Here is a 24,054-nt window from a genome sequence, read left to right as displayed (position 1 = left end):
TACTTTTGCCCCGCACCACAAGCTAATCAAACATGAACGTTTTTATAGAAACCATTACGTCGGCTGATCCCGCTGTTCGTAATCGATCCTTTTTTGACCTCAGCCGGACGTTATCTTCTCGTGACCTGTTGAAGGCGTTGCGTGAACTGGATGATTTTCGGAAGTCGACGCCGAATCTCTATGATAAGGTACGGGCCATTCTGTTCCTGTCGGCCGGTTTTCGGTTTTCGCTGACCGACGCGCCCGACGTACCTGCCATCGGTAAGATACCCTATGCCGGTTTTGAAGACCTACTGGCCCGACGGTTCGAGCAGGCTGTTGCCCGGTTCCTTCAGGACCTCGACAAGCAGGGGCCAAGTGCCACGTTATTCAGCGCCCTGGCTGATAGTTACCATCAGCTATCGTTTCAGATTCTGGCCGATCAGGTGCGGAAAAGTGTTCGTTCCAGCAAAGGTAATCAGTGGATGTTCCGCGTGGGACATCAGACCGAGCACCCGATCCGGATTCAGCCCAAGCTGCTGCAACGGCCCGACAACTCGCTCTTTTACCCGATTCTGCACGAGCAAACATCGGTCAGGATGGACCTCACGCACAGCGGCTGGTCGGATATTTTCTTCCTGGGGATGGATTACCCCGAAGGGGCGCGTGTCATCAACATCTCGATCGATCTGGGCGTTTTCGGCCGTGACAAAGACATCAGGCCACCGCTGGAATGTTTCGTTCGAGTTATTGCGGAACCCGTTTTGCGGCTGACGAGCGTCGACCTGAATACGACCAAAGACATTCACGATCTGGCCGATCTGTTCAATTTCGGGAACGATTACCTCAGCTTAGTCAAAGCAGGTGTGATTGCCTCCGGCCTGATTCCACCGTCGTTTGAAGGGACCAATCAGTCACTGGCCGAAATCCTGACGCGCATTGTGGCGCCGGGCATGGGTATTGAACTGGTCACGAAGGTGAACGACATTCCGAAAGGCTCGCGCTTTGCGGTGTCGACCAACCTGCTGGGTTCGATTATCAGTCTTCTGATGCGGGCAACGGGACAAACCCGAAACCTGGAAGGTGGCCTCGAAGAGAGCGAACGCCGGTTGGTGGCTTCCCGCGCCATTCTGGGCGAGTGGATTGGCGGATCGGGTGGTGGCTGGCAGGACTCCGGTGGTGTTTGGCCGGGCATCAAAGCCATTCAGGGTACGTTTGCGCAGGAAGGCGATCCCGAATACGGCATCAGCCGGGGTACGTTGCTTCCTCGTCACCGCGTGTTGCAGGGGAACGAGGTGCATCCCGACATTCAGGAAAAGATCATGAACTCGCTGGTGCTGATGCATGGCGGTATGGCCTCCAACGTGGGTCCTATTCTGGAGATGGTAACCGAAAAGTACCTGCTTAGGGGCGAAAAAGAATGGGCGGCCCGTCAGCAGACCAACCAGATTTTCGACAATATTCTGGGAGCCATTAAGGAAGGCGACATTAAAAAGCTGGGTGCCAACACAGCCAAAAACTGGGAGGGACCCATCAAAACGATCATTCCCTGGGCCTCAACTTATTTCACCGAACAGATCATTGCCAAGGCTAAAAAACAGTTCGGTGATGATTACTACGGCTTCCTGATGCTTGGCGGCATGTCGGGCGGAGGCATGGGTATGTTCGTGAATCCGGCGCAGTACGAGGACTATAAAATGCAGGTGCTGGACATTCTCCGTAAAACGAAAAACGAACTGTCTGATTCGTTGCCGTTTGCGATGGAGCCGGTGGTTTACAACTGGAGCATCAATCCACGAGGTACGTGGTCTACGCTCCACGAAGGTGGTGAAGCGCTGATGCCGGAGGCCTATTACGGCATTCACGTATCGGAACTTGTTCGGAAAGACCCCGCGTCGATTCCGTACGTGCGTCGGGCCGAAATCGACCTATTTACCACGCACTGCGAACGGAATAATCAGGCGTATCCGTTGCTGCGAACTATCATCAGTAACCTTTTTAAAGTATCTGACCCCACCTCGCAGGGCAACCGGAGCGTGGAGAACGAGAAGGCCGACCGGATCAAGAAAGAAAACGGATTCGATTTCATTCAGCACGAAGAAATCCGGGAAGAAATTCAGAAAGGACGTATTGGGCTGTCTCGTAACCGTCTTCCCGTCGACACCTCGATCGAGGACGTACAGATGGGTGATATTACCCAACTCGAAGCCGTCGCGGCATCGGCTCAAATTGGTGAAGCAGCCATTCGGGCGGGTAAAGTGGCCGTGTTGAGCCTCGGCGCCGGTGTTGGTAGCCGCTGGACAAAAGGGGCGGGGGTTATCAAGACGATCAATCCGTTTGTGGAGCTCGACGGTGCACACCGTAGCTTCCTGGAAATCCACCTGGCCAAAACGCGGAAACTCGCCGAAAAATACGGCACCGCTATTCCACACGTAGTAGCTACCAGCTACATGACCCACGAGCCGATCCGGAAAAAGCTGGAGCAGACGGGTAACTTCGGCTACGCTGGCTCAACGTACCTGTCGCCGGGTCGCTCAATCGGGCAGCGTTTTGTGCCGATGGAGCGCGATTTGCGTTTCCTGTGGGAAGAAACACCGCAGGAAATGCTGGACGAGAATAAGCAGAAAGTCCGCGACGCCGGGCGGCAGGCCATGATCAGTTGGGCCAAGTCGAAAGGCGAGGGCACCGATTACGTCGATAATATTGCTGCCCAACGGTTCTCGCCGCTGGGGCACTGGTACGAAGTATCGAACCTTCTCCGAAACGGAACGCTGGCGAAGCTACTTGCCGACCATCCGGAGGTAGAAACCCTGATGCTACACAACATCGACACGCTGGGTGCCGACGTAGACCCGGCTGCGCTGGGCCACCATCTTGAATCGAGCAATGCGCTGACGTTCGAGGTCGTTCCCCGCCGAATCGAAGACCGTGGGGGCGGACTGGCACGGGTGAACGGCCACATCCGGTTACTGGAGGGGCTGGCCCAACCCCGCGAAGAAGACGAGCTGAACCTGAGCTACTATAACTCCAACACGACCTGGATTCAGATCGATGCCCTGCTTCAACTGTTTGGGCTGACCCGCGCTGATTTGCAAGTTGGCGACGACGCTCAACTGGCCAAAGCCGTTCGTAGCGTGGCACACCGGATTCCCACCTACGTAACCCTGAAAGACGTGAAATACCGTTGGGGGCATGGTCAGGAAGATATTTACCCCGTTGCCCAGATCGAGAAGCTCTGGAGCGATATGTCGGCCCTGACTGATCTGGCTTGTGGGTACGTTGTCGTACCGCGTTTCCGTGGTCAACAGCTAAAAGACCCGGCCCAACTTGATTCATGGGTGACCGACGGTAGCAAAGACTACGTGGCTACGCTGTGTACGTTTGAGGCTGTTTAGACTGTAACACGGACTTTAGTCCGTACTTTTTTGATGTGCCAAAAGAGTACGGACTGAAGTCCGTGTTACAGTCTAACGACCACCGTCGTCGTTCTGTACTTTTTTGCTTTGTTTGCCACCCGAAGTCATCTGACCAAAACGCCATTCAAAGGCAATCCGGGCGGAGCGGCTTACGAAAAACGACCGCGTTTCAGCCTCAAACGTCGAGCCCGATTGCTGGTTTGTCTGCGAAATGCCGCGATTGAAGGGGTTGTTTACCCCCAGTGTCAAACTTGCTTTTTTCGCCATCATCTCGCGTTTCAGCGCAAAGCCGTACCAGTAAAAGCTTGACCCGGTGGCCTGTAACCCAATCCAGCCGGAGTTAAGATTACCATTTGCCTGGAACGTGTAATCGTGGGGTAATTTGTACGTGCTGCTGAGATTGACGTTACTCACTAACCCGCTATTCCGTTGATTCAGCGCAATACTCGTCAGGTCGACAAACCGCGTGTCGATGCCGCCGTTCAGCGTCCAGTTTTTGTTGGCCTGACCGGACAGGTTGATGTTCAGGCCGTAGGCTTTTCGTTGGGCAATATTTTCCGGTTTACTGGTTGAAATGCCCGCTTCGTCTACTGTTCGGATGGATTCGATGGCGTTGTTGGTCAGGCGAACATAAAAAGCGGTATTGACGGATAAGCCCGACTTGGTAGCTACGCTATGACCCAGTTCCACGGCGTGATTCAGCTCGGGGTTCAGGTACGGATTACCCGTTTGCAGATTGCGCGGGTCGCTGGCGTTTATCCAGGGGTTCAGATACCAAAGCTGCGGACGCTGAATGCGTTGCGTGTAACTCGTTTTTAACGTGTGCGTTTTGATGCCTTTCGAGATCGTGATACTCGGAATCAGGTTCGTGTACTGAGTCGACAAGGCGGTTTGCGTCGTCAAAAAGTTGCCGTCGATCATCGTCCGTTCCAGCCGGGCACCGAGGTTGAGGTTCCACTTCTGTTTGGTTTCGATGCGCAACGCCGTGTAGCCCGAAACGATCTGCTGGCTGTAGTCAAAATCGTTCGACTGGGTAGGGTCGGTAATAAAGGGCCCCTCTCCGGTTGTTGCTTGTTCTACTCTAAATTCACTGCCAATGTCGCGCCGGATGGCTTTCAGGCCCATTTCCAGTTTTAGATTGGTTGTATCGTGACTGGTTTTGATCTGGAACGGATGGGTGTAATCGGCCTGGAGGGTGTATTCTTTGTTGCGACTGTAATTGGTGCTACGTTGCCGGAAGCTGAGCCGTTCGGTCTCGTCGAGGGTGTAGCGGTCGGTGTCGTAAAAATAGTTGTCGGGCATTCGGCTAAACTGGGTCAGCAGCGTAAACTCCGCCGGGGTTGCATTCGACCCTCGCTTGGGAAACGTTTTAGTATAGCCCAGATCGAATTGGCTATTTCCGTACGGATTGCGGAACCGGATATCGTTACGGAAACTCTGTAATGGGTTGCCATTTGGGTCGGTCAACTGGTTAATCACCGAACTGTTGTTGGGGTAGGAGCCTCCCCAGGCGTTTGCCGAAAAGTTGATTCGGCTTGTAGAGTCAGGGTCGTAATCCAGGCTGAATTCGCCAAATCCGCCCGTACCGGTATTGTCAGCGTTGCTGCGCTGAAACAGATAATTCAACGGCTGACCGGTGGCCGACAAGGTAGTACGCATGGTCTCAAACTCCCGGATGTTCCGAAACTGATAGCCGTTGGCAGCCAGCGAAAACCCCAGCTTTTTTGTCTTGATCGCTAATTTGGTGTTGGTGCTTCGGTTTATGTTGCCCAACGAGGCCATAACTGATCCATTGAAGCCCTGAAGCGCTTTTTTTGTGATGATATTAATGACGCCCGCTGCCCCTTCTGCATCATATTTTGCCCCCGGACTGGTAATGACCTCAATTGATTTGATGTTATCGGCGGGCATCTGTCGAAGGGCATCTGCCAGATTACGGGCCATCATCGCCGATGGTTTCCCGTTTATCAATACCCGAATGTTGCTGTTGCCCCGCATCTGAATATTACCGTCCAGATCCAGACTAAGCGACGGTACTTTGCGCAACACATCAGCGGCCGAACCACCCACGTTAGAGATGTCTTTCTCGGCGTTATACACCAACCGGTCGCCTTTCTCCTCGATCAGCGATTTCTGAGCCGTGACGGTCAACTCACCCAATGTTCGACTGTCGGGCCGGAGCCGTATAGCGCCCAGATTAAGCATTGGCTGGTCTGCGGTTACGGTGATTGGCTGGTTTTTGGGTTGGTACCCGATCGAAGAATAAGTTAGCGTGTAACTGCCCGGCGCCATAGTCGCTAGTCGGAACGTACCTGAACTGTCGGTGGTGCTGCCGGTAACGAGCGCGGTCCCGTTTCGTAAGGCAACGGTGGCGAAGGGAACCGACTTCGTGGTTGCCGAGTCGATGAGTGAGCCCGAAACGGTAACTTTGGGCGGTGTTTGGGCAAAAGCGGTCCCAACCCATAGCGCCAGGGCGGCTACGGCTAAAAAAAGCTTCATAAGAGGTTGATTTGAAAGAGTCGGTAGACGTGGTAAGCGCTGGGTGCTCAGGCGTTCGGTTGCGGCACCGTCGAATGTATGAGCAACGTGTTGTGCATCGTTTAGTAGAGATTAATGACCAAAACTAAGCGCGACACGCAGGCTCGTGTTGACAAAGGGGTAAACCCGTCAAAAAATGGGATGAACCCGAACGTACCTGAGTATCCTTCGCCCTATCGGTGCACCGAAGCGGAATGGCCATTCACTGTCAATGATGCAATCCGCTTTGAAACGTTGCACTCCGTATCAAAAAGGCCTCATTTATTTTCCGTTCCGCAGGAAAATATTGTTGCTAATCGACTCCAGCCGCACCTCCGGACCGCCACTGAGCACCGTACCTTCCAGTTGATAACCAACAATGGGATTCCTGGGCCGCTTGTTCTTGAAATCGATGTCGAGATCAGAATAAACCTCACCCGTAATGGTTTTCATCGCCACGGTAGCCCCTTTCTGCCCATCCCAACTCATATCTACAAACCCGCTGATCGACTTAGCCCATACAGGAGCAGCACCGCCCTTAATGTCAATGTTACCGTTGATCGTTTCCAGCCGTAGCGCGGCTTTTCGGGGTAGGAAAATCACGTAATTGATGGTGCTGCAAACGGAGTAAGAGTCGCCATTTTTATCAGTCCTCCAGGTCGATCGGTTTTTTGTGCCGGGGCAATCTTCAGCTTTGCCCTGTTTGATCAGTGCATTGTCGAAGTCCGTTTTTACGGTGATGGCTTGGGCGGTCGATGTCGTTTCAACTTGCAGGGCATCATCGAGTTTGCCGTTGTTGATAGTCGCCGCGATCCGCACCGACACATCGGATTTGTCCCAGTAACGTACCTGGATGCTATCACCAAATTTCAGGTTCATGTGTACGGCCTGATTAGCGCCAAGCGGCAGGGTCTTAGTGATGATTTTTTGGGCGAAAATGGGGTTAGTCAGACAGAGGACCAGGAGTAGAAGCAGCGTATTTTTCATGGCAGAAAAGAAAAAAGAGTTTTGACGTTTGATTATAAGTTCTCGTTAGTAAGGCACATGCTTTCAGCGCTAATCAGTGTTTAGCCCCGTCAGGGGCTGAACACTGATTAGCGTCGGTAGAACCGTTGGCGTCTCACCAATCACAGCGTGCCGTAGGTACGCAACTTGCGCCGCTGATTAGCGCTGAAAGCACACCCCCCCTTACTTCTGCTTGCGGATATAGATATCGCTGTTGATCGTTTTCAATTGCAGATCAACACCGCCACCGTTGGTTGTGCCGTTCGTGCTGTATCCGTGGCTTACTCGCTTCATACCCTCTTTGCTGCTCAAACCTAAATCAAAGTCGGTGTACGTACCTCCATTGATATTGCTGAGCTTGAAATTGGCTTTTGTGTTTGATGGCAGAGTGACATCGATCGACCCGTTTATGGTTGAAATGGCGGTTGGTTTACCTTGATTAAGAGCAGAGAACGTCACTTTGACTTCGCCATTCGTAGTATTCGCAACTACGGGACCCGTTACGTCATTCAAGTAGATGCTACCATTGTTAGTTTTGAGTTCAAGATCACCGTCTACATGTTGAATGGTGATGTGACCAACATTCCAATTGATCTGCTCGTAGAGAATACCCGCTTTCTGTGGTATGCGAATTGTGTAAGGAATATTTTTTGGCGTAGCACTCTCGATGTGCAATCCACCATTTTCCGTCGTTACGGCCAAACCAATCCCCGTGTTATCGACCGCTGAGTTATACAAGGGTCTAAGCCCTTTTGCCTGTTCGGGTATAACAGGTAGCTTGGCCGAAGTCTGGATGATCAGCTCGTTACCATTGTACCCCTCGATTTTCAGATGAGCAGCATTCAGGGTAATTGTCACTTTCTGATCGCCATTGTTGGCGAGCTTTGTCTTGTACTCTTTGATTGGGCCTTGCACTATGTCACCCTCCTGCAACCGGTATGGGGCGGAACCTGATATCGTCTTGTTTTCTTGTGCAAAAAGCACAGTGAATGAACCCAGGCATAAGATGCCCGATACTACTATTTTCTTCATGTTAGTAGGGAAGTTGATTGGTAAATGATGTACTACGAAGGAGACTGTAAAGCACCGACTCCCTGCTCGGCTTTTAGGCGCACTATGTCCAGCACTTGCTGGTTGCGGGCCAGCCATTGCATATCGGCCGTTGCTCGTTTTTCTTTAATCGCTACCAGCGCGTCAATCAGCGTCAGTTGCACATTGGGGTCTTTCTGAATGCGAAGTGACTGGATCAGCGCCTCACGAACGCCTTCTTCCCGTTCAAAATGCAACAGGGCCTGACAAGCCGCCAGTCTGACGTTCACGTTGGCGTCGAAGTTGAGCGTGTTGATCAACAACTGCGTAATCTCCCGGTCGGCTCCGTCGAGTTCGTAACTCTGGTTCACCGCCTGAATTCGATCACTGGCCGAGGTCTGCTTCTTTGCGTCGAAAGCCAGTACTTTCTTCATCGACGCGGCTTCCGGGGCTTCGTTCATGGCTACTTCAGCCGTTTCTGTACGTGATCGGGTGAATAAATGTCCGCCCGCGAAGCCAATAAGCAGGAGCGCAACGCCAGCGGCCAAACGCAGGCCCCAACTGGTTAGCTGCCGAACGTTACCTACCGACGGCGGAATCAGTTTCTGGTCCAGACGGTCAACGAAACCGATCGGGAGCCGCTCTGTCTGCGCATTAATCACGTAGCTGAAAAGCGGCGCGTGTGATTGTAATGACTCAGGTACGTTAGGCGTATCGCGGAAAAAGTCGCGGAGTTGTTTTTCCTCGTCAAGTGTTGTTTCTCCCGCATAATAACGGGTCAATAATTTCTCAATGGTCTGATTCATAGTTGTTTACTTTTAAATAGCCTTCGCGCACCCGCTGTCTTGCCCGCGACAGTGTAACCCGGATGGTGTTGATCGATAGCCCGGTTACCTGTTCGATTTCCTCGAAGGAATATTCCTCCACATCGCGCAGGTGCAGCACCAGTTTTTGCGCTTCGGGGAGTTCGTCGATCAGCCGTCGCATCTGACTCGCACTGTCGGTTAGTTCTGTTTGCCGATAGGGCGAAAGATGGTCGGCAGGCACGTTGCCCAGATCGGCATCATCGACCGGCTTCTGCCGGGCGTGTGATTTAAGTCGATCAAGACATAAATTCTTTGTAATCTGAACGGCTAAGGCTTCCACGCTCTGATACGTATCCAGTTGTTGACGGTTCGACCACAAGCGTAGCATCACATCCTGCAACGCATCTTCAGCATCTTCGCGGTTGCGCAAAAACATTGTAGCCAGCCGGAAGAGTCGGTTCTGAACGGGCAGAATCCGTTGCTTAAACGCGTGTAAGTCCATCTCAATGGCAAAGACGATCGAAGGGGAGAAACATTACAGGATTCGTGGAAATTTTTTAGAAGAGGGTAAGAGCGAAGGTTGGAACGCGGCGGTATGACAAAAACGTCGCGAAAGCAAAGAGTCAGGAAAGTCTGAGCAGTTTTAGTGCACTAGGAGTATTCAACCAAACATGCGGACTGAAGTCCGCGTTACGTTAGGATGAGAAACCTGCTGTTTTTACTCGGGATAATGGTATGCGGCCAAACTGTTAGGGCACAAACGGATCCGAAACTGATCGAGGTAGCCGATTTCGGACGGTATCAACCTATTGGTCTGGCTGTGTCGCAGGATGCACCGGGTGGGCGCATATTCGTGACATTCCCAAAACGGGAACCGTATCAATACGGCTTGGCCGAAATTGTGAATGGACAACGCAAACCATATCCCGACGTTGAATGGAATCAATGGGATTCGTTGCACGTGCGCGATCGTTTTGTGAACGTGCAGGCGTTGTTTGTCGACCAGACTAATTCACTCTGGGTGCTCGATCCTGCTAACCCGGCTGGTTACCCGCCATTTGTCGACGGTATAAAACTGGTGAAGATCAATCTGAAACGGAATGAAGTTGAACGGGTGTACCGTTTCGATGATCTACCCCGCGACCAGATTGGACTTAACGACGTTCAGGTCGATTCACGTCGGCAGGTTGCCTATTTATCCGATCCCCGGCGGTCGGCTATTGTGGTGTTGGATCTGGCAACGGGTAAAAGTCGAACGGTGTTGCAGAAGCATGTGTCTACGTCCGCAGACCCAAATTTCCGGCTGGTCATCGATAATAAGGAAGTGATAGATAAGTCGGGTAGGCCGTTCAGCAGCAACGTCAACGGCATTGCGCTTACGCACGATTTCCGGTATCTCTATTACCGGGCCATCAACCAGACTAAGCTGTATCGAATTGATACTGAGTTGTTACAAAACCCAAATCTGGCACCCGATCAGGTAGCGGCTGGCGTGGAGATGATGGGTGAAACCGGCGTGTCACACGGCATGATCGCTGATCGGTCCGGCAACGTTTACCTCACCGATTCGCCCAATAAAGCCATTCGCCGATTCACACCCGCCCGGAAACTGGAAACCGTAGTGCAGGATGATCGATTACTCTGGCCCGACAGTTTCGGTATTGGACCCGACGGTTATCTATACGTCACCGCCGCCCAGATTCAGCGCACCCCCACCTACAACAACGGTCAAGACAAGGTCCAGTATCCGTTCAGGTTGTTCAAAGTGAAACTTTGAGACAGTTAACAGTTATCAGTTATCAGCGCTGCAACAGTAGGTACTATAAAGCGGAGCTGATAACTGATAACTGATAACTGATAACTGTTAACTGATAATTGATTCCACCGTGATCGGCACTTCGTAATGGCGTTTTCCGGTGGCGTGGTAGATGGCGTTGGCAATGGCAGAAACAGTGCCGACGACACCAATTTCGCCGATACCTTTCACCCCCGCAGGATTCACGATCTCGTCGTTTTCCTCAATGAAAAATGCGTCCATGTTTTTTATGTCAGCGTTGACAGGCACGTGGTATTCGGCCAGATTAGGGTTCATGATTCGGCTGGTTCGCTGGTCGCGGGAGGCGTATTCGTGTAGGGCCATGCTGACGCCCCAAACCAGGCCGCCCAGAATCTGGCTTTTGGCTGTTTTTTCATTGAGGATCTTGCCGGCGGCAATAGCGGCCACCATTCGCGTAACCCGAACCTCACCCAGCGCCTCGTCGACACGAACCTCGACAAACACGGCTCCAAACGAATTCATGGAATAGGTATCTTTTTCGGCCCCGGATGTCGATTTTACGGTTGCCTCCACCGGTTTATTGCCATTTCGTTTCAGCAGGCTCACAAACGTCTCGCTCTTTTTTGGATTCGAGATAGACTCCAGTCGTCCGTCTTTGGCGACTAAATCAGCGGCAGCAGCGGCGTATAGCGGCGACTTCTTATCGCTGTAGGCCATCTTTTTCAGCTGCTTCAGTACATCCTCAGCCGCCTCTGCCACCGCCGAACCGGTAGTGACCGTAGTGCGCGAGCCGCCCGATCCAACAGCTTCGGGGTATTTTGAATCACCGGCTCCAAGCGTCACTTTATCGGGCGAGAGACCAAGAATTTCGGCGGCAAGTTGGGTCATGATGGTGAACGTACCTGTACCCAGATCCTGTGTAGCTGTTTCAAGCCGAACCGTACCGTCGGCATTCAGGCGTAGCATGGCGGATGACTCGCCCCTGTTGACGGGATAGACCGTGGTGGCCATGCCGGTGCCAATAAGGTAGTTGCCATCGCGGGTGGCGCGGGGTTGCGCAGGCCGTTTCGACCAGCCAAACTTGTCGGCTCCCTGCTGGTAACATTCCCGCAGCGATTTGCTGGTGTAGGGCAAATTCTTGTGCGGATCATTCTCAGCGTAATTGACCAGTCTGAACTGAAGCGGGTCCATCTTGAGTTGATCGGCCAGTTCATCGACAGCGCATTCCAATGCAACAACACCCGGTGCTTCGCCCGGTGCGCGCATCGGCGACGTGTACCCGACGTTGGCCTTGATAAATTTATGTGACGTAGCCAGATTTGGGCAGGCATAGAGCATCCGGGTGATGGTGCCGCCCGGCTCCATGAAGTCATCCATTGTGCCGGTTTGGGCCACCGTATCGTGCGACATAGCCGTTAGCTGACCGGTAGCATTGGCACCGGCTGACATCTGCTGCACCGTTGCCGATCGTGAGCCCACCATGCCGTACATCTGTTCTCGCTTAAGCACCAGTTTAACCGGTTTATTTACCAGCTTGGCAGCCATCGGCCCCAGCATCGCCTGCGAGAAAGTCGTGCCTTTACTGCCAAAACCGCCACCCAGATACTGCGTAATCACGCGCACGTTCTCTTTAGGAATTCCGAATATCTCGGCCACCCGTTTCTGACTGGCTGAAATACCCTGCGTGGCGTTGTACATCGTCAGTTTGTCGCCTTCCCAATAGGAGAGGAGGGCATGTGGCTCCAGCGCGTTGTGATACTGCGTCGGCGTTCGGAAGGTGGCGTTCATGCGGACAGTCGCCTCGGACATTCCCTTTTTTATATCACCCCTAATGGTGTCTACCTGATCATCGGGGCGGGGCAATTGCTTTGGTGTCACGGCCTTGTCCATGTTGGCGGGCAGTTCCGGTTTAAGTGGTTGCACATCGTAGGTTACCCGCACCCGCGAAGCCCCCTCCACAGCCCGCTCGAAGGTGTCGGCAATGACCATGGCGATTGGCTGGTTGTTATAATGCACCACGTTGTCCTGAAACACGTGTAGCACCCGGTCGGTCGCCATTTGCGTGGTCTTGTTCTTGTCCAGCCCACCAAGTTTAGGTACGTTCTCGTGCGACATCACCGCCACAACGCCGGGGAGCTTAAGTGTTTCGGTAGTGTCGATTTTCTGAATGCGGCCATTGGCAACGGTGCTCATCACCAGCACACCATGCATCATATCGGGCCGTTTTACGTCGGCCGAATACCGCGCCGATCCGGTTACTTTCTGTGCCCCGTCAATTCGGTCGATCGGATCACCTATGAGTTTCTTTGCCATGATTGAAATGTCATTTACTTCGTGTCATTGTGCTTCGCTGTCATTAATGGTCATTGATTGCTAGCGACGAATGACAACAAATGACAGCGCAGCGTTTTATGCAACAGTCTGTAACGCTCTGACGATGGCGGACTGGACCAGTTTGACTTTGAATGCGTTGTGCTCGTGGGGTTGTGCGCCCGCTACTAGTTGCGTTGCCGCCGCCTGAAACGTGGCGTCATTCGCTGACTTGCCGATTAGTTGCTTTTCTACCTCTACTAATCGCCAGGGTTTGTGGGCCACACCGCCGAGGGCTAATCTTGCTTCGCGGATCACGCCATTCTCAACAGCGAGGCGCGCAGCCACCGACACGATGGCGAACGCATAGGAAGCTCGGTCGCGGACTTTCAGGTAGTGCGATTTTCCCGCATTTTGGGGAGTAGGCAAGTCAATGGCGGTAATCAGTTCGTTAGGTTCAAGCACCGTATCTTTTTGTGGCGCATCGCCCGGTAATCGGTGAAAATCAATCACCGGTACCGACCGATTTCCGTTTGGGCCACTGATTTGCACAACGGCATCAAGCGCACTTAGCGCCACGTTCATATCGCTCGGATTAGTGGCAATGCACTGTGGACTCGACCCCAGAATGGCGTGAATGCGATTGTAGCCGCCAATAGCGCCGCAGCCGCTGCCGGGTGCCCGCTTGTTGCAGGGCTGAGTTGGGTCGTAGAAATAATTACAACGGGTACGTTGTAACAGGTTACCGCCCATCGTAGCCATGTTGCGCAACTGCGGCGATGCTCCGGCGAGTAACGCTTCGGATAGCAACGGAAACTGGCTTACAATCAATGGATTTGCCGCAACGTCGCTGTTGCGGGCAAGAGCACCGATACGAACACCAGTAGCCGTTTTCTCCACTTTCGTCAACGACAATCGGCTGATATCGACCAACGTACCTGGCTTTTCGACTTCATATTTCATGAGATCGACCAGGTTAGTGCCTCCCGCAATGAATCGTGATGAAGGAGCTGCGCCAATCAGGCGGAGTGCGTCGGCAGGCTGATTGGCCTGCACATAATCGAATGCGTTCATACGGTTTTTCCTTCTTTTTGTACCGACTCAATAGCCTCGACAATACCGCTGTAGGCTCCACATCGGCAAATATTGCCACTCATCCACTCCCTGATTTCGTCGGCCGATTTGGCGTGCCCTTGCCGCAGAATAGCCACGCCCGACATGATCTGTCCGGGGGTACAGAATCCACATTGATAACCGTCGTGCTTTACGAAAGCAGCCTGTAGCGGATGCAGTTGATTTTTAGACGGAGCCAGTCCCTCGATCGTGGTGATCTCCTGGTTCTGGTGCATGACCGCCAGTAACAAACACGCGTTGGCTTGCCGACCCTCAACGTGGACCGTACAGGCCCCGCACTGACCGTGGTCGCACCCTTTCTTGGAACCGGTAAGATCCAGCCGTTCGCGTAGTACATCGAGCAGGGTTTCGCGCGGTTCTACATCCAGTTTGTATGTTTTACGGTTGATTTTCAGGGTGATCGACCGTTTGGTGTCTGTTGAAGCCATTGGTGATTCCGTAGATAAGGGAGTTGATTTCGCCGCAAGTGGCGGCATCAGAAAAAGGCCCGTCAACGCTGTGGATTGTTTTAAAAACCAGCGCCGGTTCGAGCCATCAATCAGGTACGTATCTTGATTTGCCATGACGGTTGAGTTACTGTCTGTTTGGAAATGGCCGTTACACCCTGCCTCAATACGATAGTCATAGTGGTCATTCCCGAACAGTTAAATTGAATTCAACCTGCTTTGTTCGCTTATTCTTGGCAACGGGCCATTAACCGGTTGGTAAGTTGATTGTGCACAAAAAAAGGCTCCGTCGTCGAGACAGAGCCTTTTGCTTATGGGTAGGGAATACTTATTGCTTATCCCACCAGACACGCGTGTCGAGGTTATCAGCTCCCTGGCGGCCAACGGCTTCGTCGAGTTTGGCACGGTTTACAGAAACCTCTGAGTCTGGGTACGTCAGGCGATTAATGAAGGTTCCTTTTATTTCCTTGCCGGGGTATGGATTTGGCGTCAGTTTCGGGAATCCACTCCGACGAAAATTGGCGAACACTTCAGGGCCGTTCAGCAACGAGGCTACCCAGTATTGCGTGTTGATTAGCTCCAGACCACGAGTTGCCACGTAAGGGTTAGCTGCCAGGTAAGCCGTAATGCTGGCCTGTGGCACGAGCGACGTGGGGTCGTAGTCGCCGAGTTGATGCATGTGAGCCGTTACACCGGCATTGTAGAAATCGGCAGCATTGCCAGACGTCCAGCCCCGTTGGGCCGCCTCAGCCAACAGGAGCTGAGTTTGTGCGTACGTGACCAGGTACGTTGGCGCAGCCAGTTTACCCATGCGGGTTCTATCCAGTTGGCTGTAATCGTAAAAGCTAGCCAGCTTATCGGCCAGGGCGCGCGCCGGAATCGTGCCGTTGTCGAAGCCGAGCGGCATACCGATCTGAACTGATGGATCGCGGTTAATCCGGGCAGCGGTTTGTTCGGGGCCGCTTTTTGCACCTACATAGCGGGCGGCAATTGAGCCGAGTCGTGGATCAGCGGTGCTTTTGAGGTAGTCAACAAAATAGCCGGTCAGGTAGAGGTTGGCGGCTTCCGTTGAGTTCAGCGTTGTGCCAACCGGGTTCTGGTAGTTAGCGTCGTTCCGAATCACGGCATTGTCGGCATTGGACTGGAAAACTCCGCCCGCAACCGCTTTCTGCACGGTAGACTGAGCCACTGTGGGGGCTACTTTCGAGAGGCGCATGCCCGCCCGAAGCATGAGCGAATAGCCGAACCGCTTCCAACGGGGAATGTTGCCACCGTAGGCAATCTCACCTGCTTCAGTTGGTTTTGTAGCATCGAGTGCTGCCGAGGCTTCTGTCAACTCCTTGATGATGTCGGTGTAAATGCTTTCCTGCGTATCATACTTCGGGTTCACATTACCACCGATATAGCCCAAACCCGCTTCCGTGTAAGGTATGTCGCCGTAGGTATCAGTCAGTACCATGAAGGCATAGGCCTTCCAGATACGGGTCATGTTATACAGGTTCGACCGGCTGGCGTCTGATTTGGTCTGATTCAGTACATCGACCAAATAGCGGATGTTATCGCGGTAATAGCGCTGCCAGATTGCCGCATTTGGGCCGGCCGGGCCCCGGTTGTCAACGTTGAAGTTACCACCCGCCAGTACACCCGAGTTTGGTGAGAAAATCTGCTGCACGATGGGGTGCTCGAACACCAGTGTCGACGCCGGAAACGAGGTGTTTACTACCGCGTTATTGAATGTAAATACCGGATTTAGTGACGTTGCCGCCGTAGGGTTTACGTTCAGTTCGTCGAACCCTTTGTCGCAACTGCTTGTGCCCACCATCAGGGCTAGTATTGGAAGAATTATGTGTATCTTTTTCATGGAAGGGTCGATCGTTAAAACTTGACATTCAGGTTAAACCCAATGCTGCGGCTGGTTGGAATACCCGTGGCTTCGAGGCCCACGAGGTTGTCAGAACTAAAGCCGAATTGTTCCGGATCTATGTTTGGTACCCACTTCTTCAGTATAGCGACATTGTTTGCCACGGCGTTCAGCCGAACTCCTTTGATGAACAGGTTTTGAGGGAGGTGTTTCGTGAAGTCGTAGCCAATTGTGATCTGACGTAGTTTCCAGAAACCGGCGTCGTAAATAACCTGCTCGCCCAGGCTTCTTGAGCGGCCTACTGAGTAGTAGTCCTGCACAAAAGCGCGCACGGTATTGGGCTCGCCCCTCTCGTTCACACCGGCACCCACCATCTTGTTGTCGGCATCGCCTCGGCCAACCAGTGTTTCTTTCTGTAAGCCATGACGGAACAAGTTCAGGTTGGTGCCCGACATCATTTTGCCACCAAGTTTGAAGTCGATCAGCACCGATACCGTAACTCCCTTGTAGCTGAAGGCGTTGTTTATACCACCTACGTATTTCGGCAAGGCTGAGCCAAATGAAATGGGTGACGCCGTACGGAGTGGTAAACCATCGCCACCGTGCACGATCTGTCCTGCAGCGTTGCGCTGATAACCGAATGTGTAGAGCTGCCCGAGTGGCTGACCTACAACCTGACGCAGGTCACCAACGAACACACCATTACCAACCACAATTTGTTCAGGCAGTTTGTCTTTGTTGTAATCACGCTCAGGGCTGCCATCATCATCGGTTAACAGACGGAGCAGTTTGGTGTCGTTGTACGACCCATTTAGGGTGATGTCCCAAGTGAAGTTGCGGGTACGTACAGGTGCCAGATTCAGCAACATTTCAATCCCCCGGTTGCGGCTTTCCCCGCTGTTGATCAGCGTATTGGTGTAACCTGATGCATCTGACGACTGTGCCGACACGATTTGGTCGCTGGTGACCTTATTATAGTACGTTAGATCGAGGCCTACGCGATTGTTAAACATCTTCAGTTCAAGACCCACTTCTGCCTCAGCTGTACGGCTAGGTTTCAGGGTAGCACTTGGCACTGTGTTCGACGTAATGAAACCGACGGGCTGTCCGGCTCCCGATGGATTGGGGAACAGGTTGGCGCTCACCGCGTAGAACAAGTTGTTTGAATACGGTGCCACGTCACCATCGCTACCCACTTCGGCGTAGGCCGCCCTGATTTTACCGAAGTTCAACCAACTGGGCATTTTGTCGAAGGCTTGCGAGAACACGAAACTACCCGTTACCGATGGGTACAGGATGCTACGGTTGGCTGGGGCTAGTGTCGAGAACCAGTCGTTACGAGCGGTAATGTTCAGGTAGAGGAAGTCGTTGTATGATACTTCAGCGGCGCCATACAGTGAGTTTACCTTCCGTTCGCTGAGGCCATAGATCGGATCTTTTACGCGGCCATTCTGCGGAATGTACAGGCCACGTACCACGAAGTCGGTAGCCTGAACGCTGTTCAGGTCACTGCGGCGATATAATTGGTTGCCACCCGCGTTGATGTTCACGCCGATTTTGCCAAACTTCCGGTTGGCTCCAATCAGGAAATCACTGTTGATCTCACGGAATCGGCGGGCTTCCTGCACAAAGGCCCCATTGACGAAACCAGCTGGAGCAGCGGCCAAAGAAGCCTGACCCGTCGGGAAGTTATACTCCTGATCGCGTGCCCAGAAATCCTGGCCAATCCGGCCTTGCACGTATAGCCAGTCGGTGAGGTTGTATTTCGCCGTAATGTTGCCCAGCAGCCGGTCGCGTACAATGTTCTCAAACTTGTAGTTCATCACATAGTACGGATTGGTCCGATTCATGAACCGCGAGTACACGAACTCATTACCTGTTGTCGGATTGATCTGGTTGGCTTCAAGCACATCCAATGGCAGTGAGTTGGCCAGTGTGTAAACGGTTGTGGGTGTGCTGTTATCCTGCTGAGCGATCTGAGGCGGGTTTTTGTTGTTTTCGTTCGAGTAGTTTAACGTACCTGTAATGCTGAGCTTTGGCGACAGGTTGTAGCTGAAGCCCAGGTTGACGGTACGGCGGTTGAAGCTGTTGTTTGGCGTAATTCCTTTGTTGTCGAGGTTGGACAGCGAGAGGTTGAAACCACCTTTTTCGTTACCCGACGATAGCGATACCGAGTTTGTCCAGGTGCTACCGGTCCGATAAAACGTACTGATTCGGTTGCGGACAGGCTGGTAGGGGAGAGTCAGACCTCCGAACAGTACCTGCGTAGCACCGGGGGTGAATTTTTCACCAAAGCTCCAAACGCCTGACGTTGGGTTGGCTGTGGTAGGACGTACCCCGTACTCGCCCTGACCATATTCGTATTGATAGTCTGTGAAGTCAAGCGGCTGGTCGGTGGTGAAGTTTGTGTTATACACCACACCAATGCCGCTTCCAGAACCCCTCGTTTTGGTTGTAATCAGTATGGCTCCGTCTTTGGCTCGTGAGCCGTAGAGTGCCGCTGCGGTACCGCCTTTCAGGACGGTCATTCCTTCAATGTCGTCAGGATTGATACTCGATAGGCCATCGCCACCATCCGAATAATTTCGGTCGCGGTTACCGATCGAGTTATCGCCGCCAGTATTGCCGTTGTTCTGACCAAAGTTGGTGTTATCAACAGGCACTCCATTAATAACGATCAAGGGATTGTTCTGGCCAGAAAACGACGACTGACCTCGAATTCGAATTTTGGCGGTTCCCGCCGCACCTGTACCCAGACTAGTGATGTTCACCCCCGCGATTTTGCCCTGAAGCGCATTGACGAAGTTCACAGTACGGTTGGTCGTGATTTGCTCAGGATTGACAATGGCCGTGGCGTAACCCAGTGATTTGGCTTCCCGTTTAATGCCAAGTGCTGTAACGACAATCTCATTCAGGTTCTGGTCGGCCTCCTGAAGCGTCACAGTCAACTGGGTTTGGTTACCTACTGCTACACTGCTACCCGTGAACCCAATGGCACTAAACACCAGGGTTGCATTTGGACCTACAGATAAGGCGAAGTTGCCCTCGGCGTCGGTCGTAGTACCGAGTTGCGTGTTTCTAACGAGAACACTGATGCCTGGTATGCCCTGCTGATCTTTGCTGGAAATGACTTTGCCGCTGACGCGTCGGTCCTGGGCTTGAACCGTATTTGGCCAAATAGCCAGCGCGTATACAAACAGCATGGCTGTCAATACGCCTATTCTACGGAGTACATGTTGCTTCATGAGTAAAAGGATAATTGGTTAAGGGGCATATTATAATTTAAAAAAAAACTGTTTAAATCATAATATGTGGCCCCATAACCAATTATACCCTACTTTTTACTCAAAAACTCATAATTAATGTAAGTATTAACCCTAAAGCAGTATTGAGGTTATTTAGGGTGAGTCTATAAGTAAATTCAGTTACATGTAATTTTTGCCATGTTTCGACAAATACCCTTTTACGAAGCATACTGGATTAACTAACGTACCTGACTCCACACGTATATAGCCTATAGAGCCAGGTATGTTGCTAACCTTTGTCAAACAGACTGTGAACGATCATGCAGGCAGATAGATAATGAAGGTGGCCCCTTCACCGGGTTTACTTTGGGCAGTTAAACCACCCCTATGATTCAAGACAACCTTCCGGCAGATGGCCAGTCCCACGCCACTACCGGGGTACTGTGCTTTGCCGTGTAAGCGTTGAAATACCTGGAAAATACGGTCTGTATATTTTTCGTCGAAACCGATACCGTTATCAGTGATGCTAATCTGATGAAAAGGGCGATTCGGGCTGCTATCGGCTGGGGTGGCTAATGCTGAAGGGGGTATCTCGGCAGCGAGTAGCCGACGTGCCGACACCCGAATATGTGGTGTTATATCAGGGTGACGGAATTTCAGTGCGTTCGATAACAGGTTCATGAACAGCTGCTGAAGCTGTGCAGAATCGCCGTTAATGACAGGTAGGTTTTCTCGCTCGATAACTACGCCCGATTCACTGACCGCCACCGACAGATCGTCGAGGATGTCGGTAAGCAATAGATTTAGATCTACTTTTTTGAACGGGGTCTGCTGGGTAGTTAATCGGGAGTAGTTCAGTAAGTCTTTGATTAGAAGTGACATGCGGGTTGCTGCCGCACTCATTCGATGAATTATGTTGAGGCCCTCATCATCCAGATTATGGCCGTAGTGAACCGTTAGTAGTTCGCCAAACGATTGAATTTTTCGTAACGGTTCTTGCAAATCATGGCTTGCCACGTAGGCAAACTGCTCCAGATTGTCGTTCGACAGGTTCAGGGCATGATTGCTTATTTCGAGCGCGACATTCGACTTTTCGAGCCGGTCATTGTTTTGGCGCAATTGCTGCTGCGCTTCTTTCTGACTGGTGAGATCGGTGACAATCACCGAGAGCGACGTGCCTTCATCGAGTTCTAGCGTGGTTACTGACAACAAACAAGGAATCCGGGTGCCGTTGCTGTCGATGAGCGAAATTTCTTCTTTCCGATTGGCAATCTGATCTTCAGCAAACAGGCTCTGGCACTGCTGTAAATTATCGGCGCTCACAAAGCTGTAGAACGATAAACCCGTTACCTGCGAAAGAGGCTTGCCGACCAGTAGGGCAAACGTTGAGTTGCTGTACACAATCAGGCCACTCGTGGCCAGGGTCACAGCGCCTTCGTTCATGGTTTCAATAATGACCCGGTAAGTGGTATCAGCGGTCTTCAGGGTATACAACTCGTGGCCCTCTTCGCCCTCGACAACCAACGCATCGATCTGACCGGTTCGTATGGCCTGAATCGTCTCCGTTGCCTCTTCGAGTTGAACGCGTAATCTTTCGTTTTCGGCCAGAAGTTGTTCGTAGGTCTGTACCTCACTCATGTAGATTGATCCAAAAGTCCTAACCCTTTCAACACCTTATTGGTATCCGACATGTCGCCAATCAGTCGGCGTTCGGGCAACGGTTCGTGTTTAATTAGCAAGGGTAATGCAATGATTTGTTGTGTTTCAGCAGCCTGTTTTTGCTGATGGACATCAATAACCTCCAAACTGTATTGACCGGGTAGATACGTTTCGCAAAGGTGTTTCAGATTCGTAATGGCCCGCGTTGAATTGACCGAAGCACCTGCCACAAAAAGGCTCAACTGATAAGGCATGCGCGTATCGTGCTGCCTGTCAGAGCCCGACTGGCTGTCTTCATTTTGGCTCGAATCGATCATCTTATTGCTTCGCCGGACGAATATTCAGGCCAACCAACACTTTTTCTTCGTTTGATAGGTCACCAATGATTTTGCGAATTGGCTCAGGTACTTTCTTAACCAGTGTAGGCACAGCCAGAATCTGGTCGCCCTCGGCCAGTTGAGGATGCACCAACAGGTCGATAACCTCAATGATGTAATTGCCCTTGAGGTTGGCTTCGCAGTATTTTTTCAGGTTAGCCAACGCGAGGTTCGACTTCGGTGTATTGCCGGCCACGTAGAGCCTAAGCTCCCAGACGGCAACTTTTTCTTCGGTTTCTGTCATGCTAAATGGTGGTTTATGATCAGGCGTTATTCGTCTTTGTGACGGTTCTTGATCAGTTGATTTCGGTTCTGTTCGAGTATCTCCTTGCGCAGTTCCTCCTCGATATAGCTTTTGTTCAGTTCCTCCTGCATTGAGTCGAACTCTTCTTTGAGACTAGCTATTTTGGCTTCCAGCACAAGCCGTTTTCGTTCAATTTCGCGGTCTTTTCGGCTCATCGCGTGGTCTCGTATAGCTACACCGGTTACCTGCTGGAGTTCCTGAGCCTGCCGGGCTGAACCGATCAGTACGCCTTCAGGCCCCAGATACACATCGACCAGATCAACGCCTTCGTCGGTGATCACAAATTCACGTACCTGGTTGGAGTGCTTCATTCCCCGTGATTTCATCAGGTAAAGACCCCGGTTCCGTTCTCCATTCGACTCAATATCCCGAACCATTAGCCAGGCATCGACTAGCGAGGCAACCCCTTCGTCGGCTTGTTCCTGGAGCACGGTATTAGTGGTAAGGGCGGTGAATAGAACGGTAATTTGGCGGCTCTGCAAAAAATCAATCAGCCGAATCAGCATCGATTTCACCTCGCTCATCGACCCCACCGTAACCAGATTGGTAATGGGGTCGAGCACCACTACTTCGGGCCTGATACGCTCTACCAGTTTATGGATGGCCAGCAAGTGCATCTCCAGTCCATTGAGGGTAGGTCGCGACGCGTGGAAGGTGAGAAGTCCTTTATCGATATGCGCCTGTAGATCAAGTCCGATCGAACGCATATTTCTGACAATCTGCTGTGGCGACTCTTCAAAGGCCAGATAAAGGCTACGCTCGTTCCGTAAGCAAGCCTGATTCACAAAACAGGTGGCTATGCTGGTTTTTCCGGTTCCCGCTGTTCCCGAAATAAGAATACTGCTTCCTCTAAAAAAGCCCTGATTATCCAGCATTTTATCGAGCGATGAAATGCCCGACGATATACGCTCAGTAGACACATTATGGTCTAGCGTCAGCGACGTGACGGGCAAAACCGAAATGCCTTCTGTATCGATCAGGAACGGGTATTCGTTGGTGCCATGCACTGAACCCCGGTATTTAACGATGCGCAAAAGCCGGGTCGATATTTGATTGTCGACCCGGTGATCGAGCAGGATCACACAGTCAGATACGTATTCCTCAAGTCCCTGTCGGGTAAGTACACCATCGCCCTTTTCACCGGTGATGATGGTAGTTACCTTTTTGTCTTTCAACCAGCCGAAAAGCCGCCGTAACTCGGCCCTGAGAATCCCCTGATTGTTGAGTCCCGAAAACAGGTTTTCAATCGTGTCCAGTACAACCCGCTTGGCTCCGATGCTGTCGATAGCATAGCCGAGCCGGATGAATAAACCATCGAGGTCATATTCACCCGTTTCTTCGATCTCGCTACGTTCAATACGAACATGATCGAGTTTGATCAGGCTATCGTTCTGGAGCTGATTCAGATCAAATCCAAGTGAAGCTACGTTGAGAGTAAGCTCTTCGGTTTTTTCTTCGAACGATACAAAGACGCCTGGCTCGCCGTACTGCAGAGCTCCCCGAACGATAAATTCCATCGAAAACAGCGTTTTGCCGGAGCCAGCACTGCCACATATGAGTGTTGGGCGGCCTTCCGGAAGGCCACCAGCCGTGATTTCGTCAAGGCCGGCAATACCGGTTGGCGTTTTTGGAAGTGAGCTTAACGGGGTTTTATCACCCCAGGTGGGCTTTGAATTCATTGAACGTTGAGAGCTATGGTAGTCTAACTAATTAGGCGTTAAGGTTGTTAAAAATTCAGTGTACTCCCATTTTTCCCTGTATTTGAGTACACTGTCGCTGACAAAACCCAATAAAAAAGCAGTCATTCCTGTCAAGAACAACTGCTTTTCATAAGGCAAATTAGCATTATACGGCCTGTGTCAGTGCCTGAAAGGAGATACTCATGTGAGAGGCATCATAAACGCACTGACCATCTTGAATCAGCAATACCTGTGGTGACTGGTGAACGACCTTAAACGTTTCGGCAACCTGACCTGAAAGCGGCCGATTGGCCAGTAAATCCAGGTAATATGGCTTAATTCCTGCGGTTTCAGACCAATTGCGTTCCATGCGGCTAAGGGCCATTGAGCTGATAGAGCAGGTGGTGCTGTGTTTGAAAATAAGCACCGGCTGCTCGCCCGATTCAGCTTTGATCTGGTCGAGTTGTGCCGCAGTAGTCAGTTTATTCCAGTTCATTATCGTTCGTTGTT

17 protein-coding genes are annotated in these 24,054 nt (G+C 51.9%); 2 read left to right on the top strand and 15 right to left on the bottom strand.

What is annotated here, in order from left to right; genetic code table 11:
* The first annotated feature begins 32 nt into the window (after window positions 1–32).
* The gene (locus tag ACAW87_RS11740) at window positions 33–3,374 is read left to right on the top strand and encodes a UTP--glucose-1-phosphate uridylyltransferase (protein ID WP_370723587.1); all 3,342 of its coding nucleotides are present in this window, start codon (window positions 33–35) and stop codon (window positions 3,372–3,374) included.
* 72 nt (window positions 3,375–3,446) lie between these two features.
* Here ACAW87_RS11740 and ACAW87_RS11735 read toward each other — a convergent pair whose 3' ends face one another.
* The 5 genes from ACAW87_RS11735 to ACAW87_RS11715 form a co-directional block, all read right to left on the bottom strand.
* Complete coding sequence (locus ACAW87_RS11735) at window positions 3,447–5,894, bottom strand: TonB-dependent receptor (RefSeq protein WP_370723586.1); 2,448 nt, start codon at window positions 5,892–5,894, stop codon at window positions 3,447–3,449.
* A 300-nt stretch (window positions 5,895–6,194) separates the two neighbouring features.
* The gene (locus tag ACAW87_RS11730) at window positions 6,195–6,899 is read right to left on the bottom strand and encodes a DUF4097 family beta strand repeat-containing protein (RefSeq protein ID WP_370723585.1); all 705 of its coding nucleotides are present in this window, start codon (window positions 6,897–6,899) and stop codon (window positions 6,195–6,197) included.
* 201 nt (window positions 6,900–7,100) lie between these two features.
* Window positions 7,101–7,949: a DUF4097 family beta strand repeat-containing protein gene (locus ACAW87_RS11725; protein WP_370723584.1), complete on the bottom strand. Its 849-nt coding sequence runs from the start codon at window positions 7,947–7,949 to the stop codon at window positions 7,101–7,103.
* A 32-nt stretch (window positions 7,950–7,981) separates the two neighbouring features.
* On the bottom strand, window positions 7,982–8,752 hold the full coding sequence (locus ACAW87_RS11720; RefSeq protein ID WP_370723583.1) for a HEAT repeat domain-containing protein: 771 nt from the start codon (window positions 8,750–8,752) through the stop codon (window positions 7,982–7,984).
* Window positions 8,736–9,254 (bottom strand): GFO_1088 family ECF-type sigma factor, encoded by a 519-nt coding sequence (locus tag ACAW87_RS11715; RefSeq protein ID WP_370723582.1) that lies wholly within the window; start codon window positions 9,252–9,254, stop codon window positions 8,736–8,738. The genes ACAW87_RS11720 and ACAW87_RS11715 overlap by 17 nt, the downstream gene beginning before the upstream one ends.
* A gap of 198 nt (window positions 9,255–9,452) precedes the next feature.
* Between ACAW87_RS11715 and ACAW87_RS11710 the strand changes: the two genes are divergently transcribed.
* On the top strand, window positions 9,453–10,529 hold the full coding sequence (locus ACAW87_RS11710; protein WP_370723581.1) for an SMP-30/gluconolactonase/LRE family protein: 1,077 nt from the start codon (window positions 9,453–9,455) through the stop codon (window positions 10,527–10,529).
* Between the two features lie 87 nt (window positions 10,530–10,616).
* On the opposite strand, the gene ACAW87_RS11705 is transcribed toward ACAW87_RS11710, so the two are convergent.
* From ACAW87_RS11705 to ytxJ, 10 genes are all read right to left on the bottom strand, one after another.
* On the bottom strand, window positions 10,617–12,842 hold the full coding sequence (locus ACAW87_RS11705; protein ID WP_370723580.1) for a xanthine dehydrogenase family protein molybdopterin-binding subunit: 2,226 nt from the start codon (window positions 12,840–12,842) through the stop codon (window positions 10,617–10,619).
* A gap of 96 nt (window positions 12,843–12,938) precedes the next feature.
* Window positions 12,939–13,913 (bottom strand): FAD binding domain-containing protein, encoded by a 975-nt coding sequence (locus ACAW87_RS11700; RefSeq protein WP_370723579.1) that lies wholly within the window; start codon window positions 13,911–13,913, stop codon window positions 12,939–12,941.
* Entirely contained in the window at window positions 13,910–14,536 is a 627-nt protein-coding gene (locus ACAW87_RS11695) for a (2Fe-2S)-binding protein (RefSeq protein WP_370723578.1), read from the bottom strand. The genes ACAW87_RS11700 and ACAW87_RS11695 overlap by 4 nt, the downstream gene beginning before the upstream one ends.
* 211 nt (window positions 14,537–14,747) lie before the next feature.
* Window positions 14,748–16,280, bottom strand: coding sequence for a SusD/RagB family nutrient-binding outer membrane lipoprotein (locus tag ACAW87_RS11690; RefSeq protein ID WP_370723577.1), 1,533 nt, complete (start codon window positions 16,278–16,280; stop codon window positions 14,748–14,750).
* A gap of 14 nt (window positions 16,281–16,294) precedes the next feature.
* Window positions 16,295–19,483, bottom strand: coding sequence for a SusC/RagA family TonB-linked outer membrane protein (locus tag ACAW87_RS11685; protein WP_370723910.1), 3,189 nt, complete (start codon window positions 19,481–19,483; stop codon window positions 16,295–16,297).
* 360 nt (window positions 19,484–19,843) lie between these two features.
* On the bottom strand, window positions 19,844–21,163 hold the full coding sequence (locus ACAW87_RS11680; RefSeq protein ID WP_370723576.1) for a sensor histidine kinase: 1,320 nt from the start codon (window positions 21,161–21,163) through the stop codon (window positions 19,844–19,846).
* Window positions 21,160–21,501, bottom strand: a complete 342-nt coding sequence (locus ACAW87_RS11675) for a circadian clock KaiB family protein (protein WP_370723575.1) — start codon at window positions 21,499–21,501, stop codon at window positions 21,160–21,162. Before ACAW87_RS11675 ends, ACAW87_RS11680 begins: the two co-directional genes overlap by 4 nt.
* A 1-nt stretch (window position 21,502) precedes the next feature.
* Window positions 21,503–21,805 (bottom strand): circadian clock KaiB family protein, encoded by a 303-nt coding sequence (locus ACAW87_RS11670; protein WP_370723574.1) that lies wholly within the window; start codon window positions 21,803–21,805, stop codon window positions 21,503–21,505.
* Between the two features lie 26 nt (window positions 21,806–21,831).
* Window positions 21,832–23,544 carry a circadian clock protein KaiC gene (kaiC, locus tag ACAW87_RS11665; RefSeq protein ID WP_370723573.1) on the bottom strand — a complete coding sequence of 571 codons (1,713 nt, stop codon included), beginning with the start codon at window positions 23,542–23,544 and terminating at the stop codon, window positions 21,832–21,834.
* 166 nt (window positions 23,545–23,710) lie between these two features.
* Entirely contained in the window at window positions 23,711–24,040 is a 330-nt protein-coding gene (gene ytxJ, locus ACAW87_RS11660) for a bacillithiol system redox-active protein YtxJ (RefSeq protein WP_370723572.1), read from the bottom strand.
* Between the last annotated feature and the right edge of the window lie 14 nt (window positions 24,041–24,054).

It is taken from the genome of Fibrella aquatica (assembly GCF_041321135.1).
Lineage (GTDB): Bacteria > Bacteroidota > Bacteroidia > Cytophagales > Spirosomataceae > Fibrella > Fibrella aquatica.
This window is presented reverse-complemented; position numbering and strand designations above follow the sequence as displayed.

Bases quoted from the DNA above. Each gene is read 5' to 3' on its own strand.
- ACAW87_RS11700 (WP_370723579.1), bottom strand. From the start codon at position 13,913: ATGAACGCATTCGATTATGTGCAGGCCAATCAGCCTGCCGACGCACTC.
- ACAW87_RS11720 (WP_370723583.1), bottom strand. From the start codon at position 8,752: ATGAATCAGACCATTGAGAAATTATTGACCCGTTATTATGCGGGAGAA.
- ACAW87_RS11715 (WP_370723582.1), bottom strand. From the start codon at position 9,254: ATGGACTTACACGCGTTTAAGCAACGGATTCTGCCCGTTCAGAACCGA.
- ACAW87_RS11705 (WP_370723580.1), bottom strand. From the start codon at position 12,842: ATGGCAAAGAAACTCATAGGTGATCCGATCGACCGAATTGACGGGGCA.
- ACAW87_RS11740 (WP_370723587.1), top strand. From the start codon at position 33: ATGAACGTTTTTATAGAAACCATTACGTCGGCTGATCCCGCTGTTCGT.
- ACAW87_RS11690 (WP_370723577.1), bottom strand. From the start codon at position 16,280: ATGAAAAAGATACACATAATTCTTCCAATACTAGCCCTGATGGTGGGC.
- ACAW87_RS11725 (WP_370723584.1), bottom strand. From the start codon at position 7,949: ATGAAGAAAATAGTAGTATCGGGCATCTTATGCCTGGGTTCATTCACT.
- ACAW87_RS11730 (WP_370723585.1), bottom strand. From the start codon at position 6,899: ATGAAAAATACGCTGCTTCTACTCCTGGTCCTCTGTCTGACTAACCCC.
- ytxJ (WP_370723572.1), bottom strand. From the start codon at position 24,040: ATGAACTGGAATAAACTGACTACTGCGGCACAACTCGACCAGATCAAA.
- ACAW87_RS11695 (WP_370723578.1), bottom strand. From the start codon at position 14,536: ATGGCAAATCAAGATACGTACCTGATTGATGGCTCGAACCGGCGCTGG.
- ACAW87_RS11670 (WP_370723574.1), bottom strand. From the start codon at position 21,805: ATGACAGAAACCGAAGAAAAAGTTGCCGTCTGGGAGCTTAGGCTCTAC.
- kaiC (WP_370723573.1), bottom strand. From the start codon at position 23,544: ATGAATTCAAAGCCCACCTGGGGTGATAAAACCCCGTTAAGCTCACTT.
- ACAW87_RS11685 (WP_370723910.1), bottom strand. From the start codon at position 19,483: ATGCTGTTTGTATACGCGCTGGCTATTTGGCCAAATACGGTTCAAGCC.
- ACAW87_RS11735 (WP_370723586.1), bottom strand. From the start codon at position 5,894: ATGAAGCTTTTTTTAGCCGTAGCCGCCCTGGCGCTATGGGTTGGGACC.
- ACAW87_RS11710 (WP_370723581.1), top strand. From the start codon at position 9,453: ATGAGAAACCTGCTGTTTTTACTCGGGATAATGGTATGCGGCCAAACT.
- ACAW87_RS11675 (WP_370723575.1), bottom strand. From the start codon at position 21,501: ATGATCGATTCGAGCCAAAATGAAGACAGCCAGTCGGGCTCTGACAGG.
- ACAW87_RS11680 (WP_370723576.1), bottom strand. From the start codon at position 21,163: ATGAGTGAGGTACAGACCTACGAACAACTTCTGGCCGAAAACGAAAGA.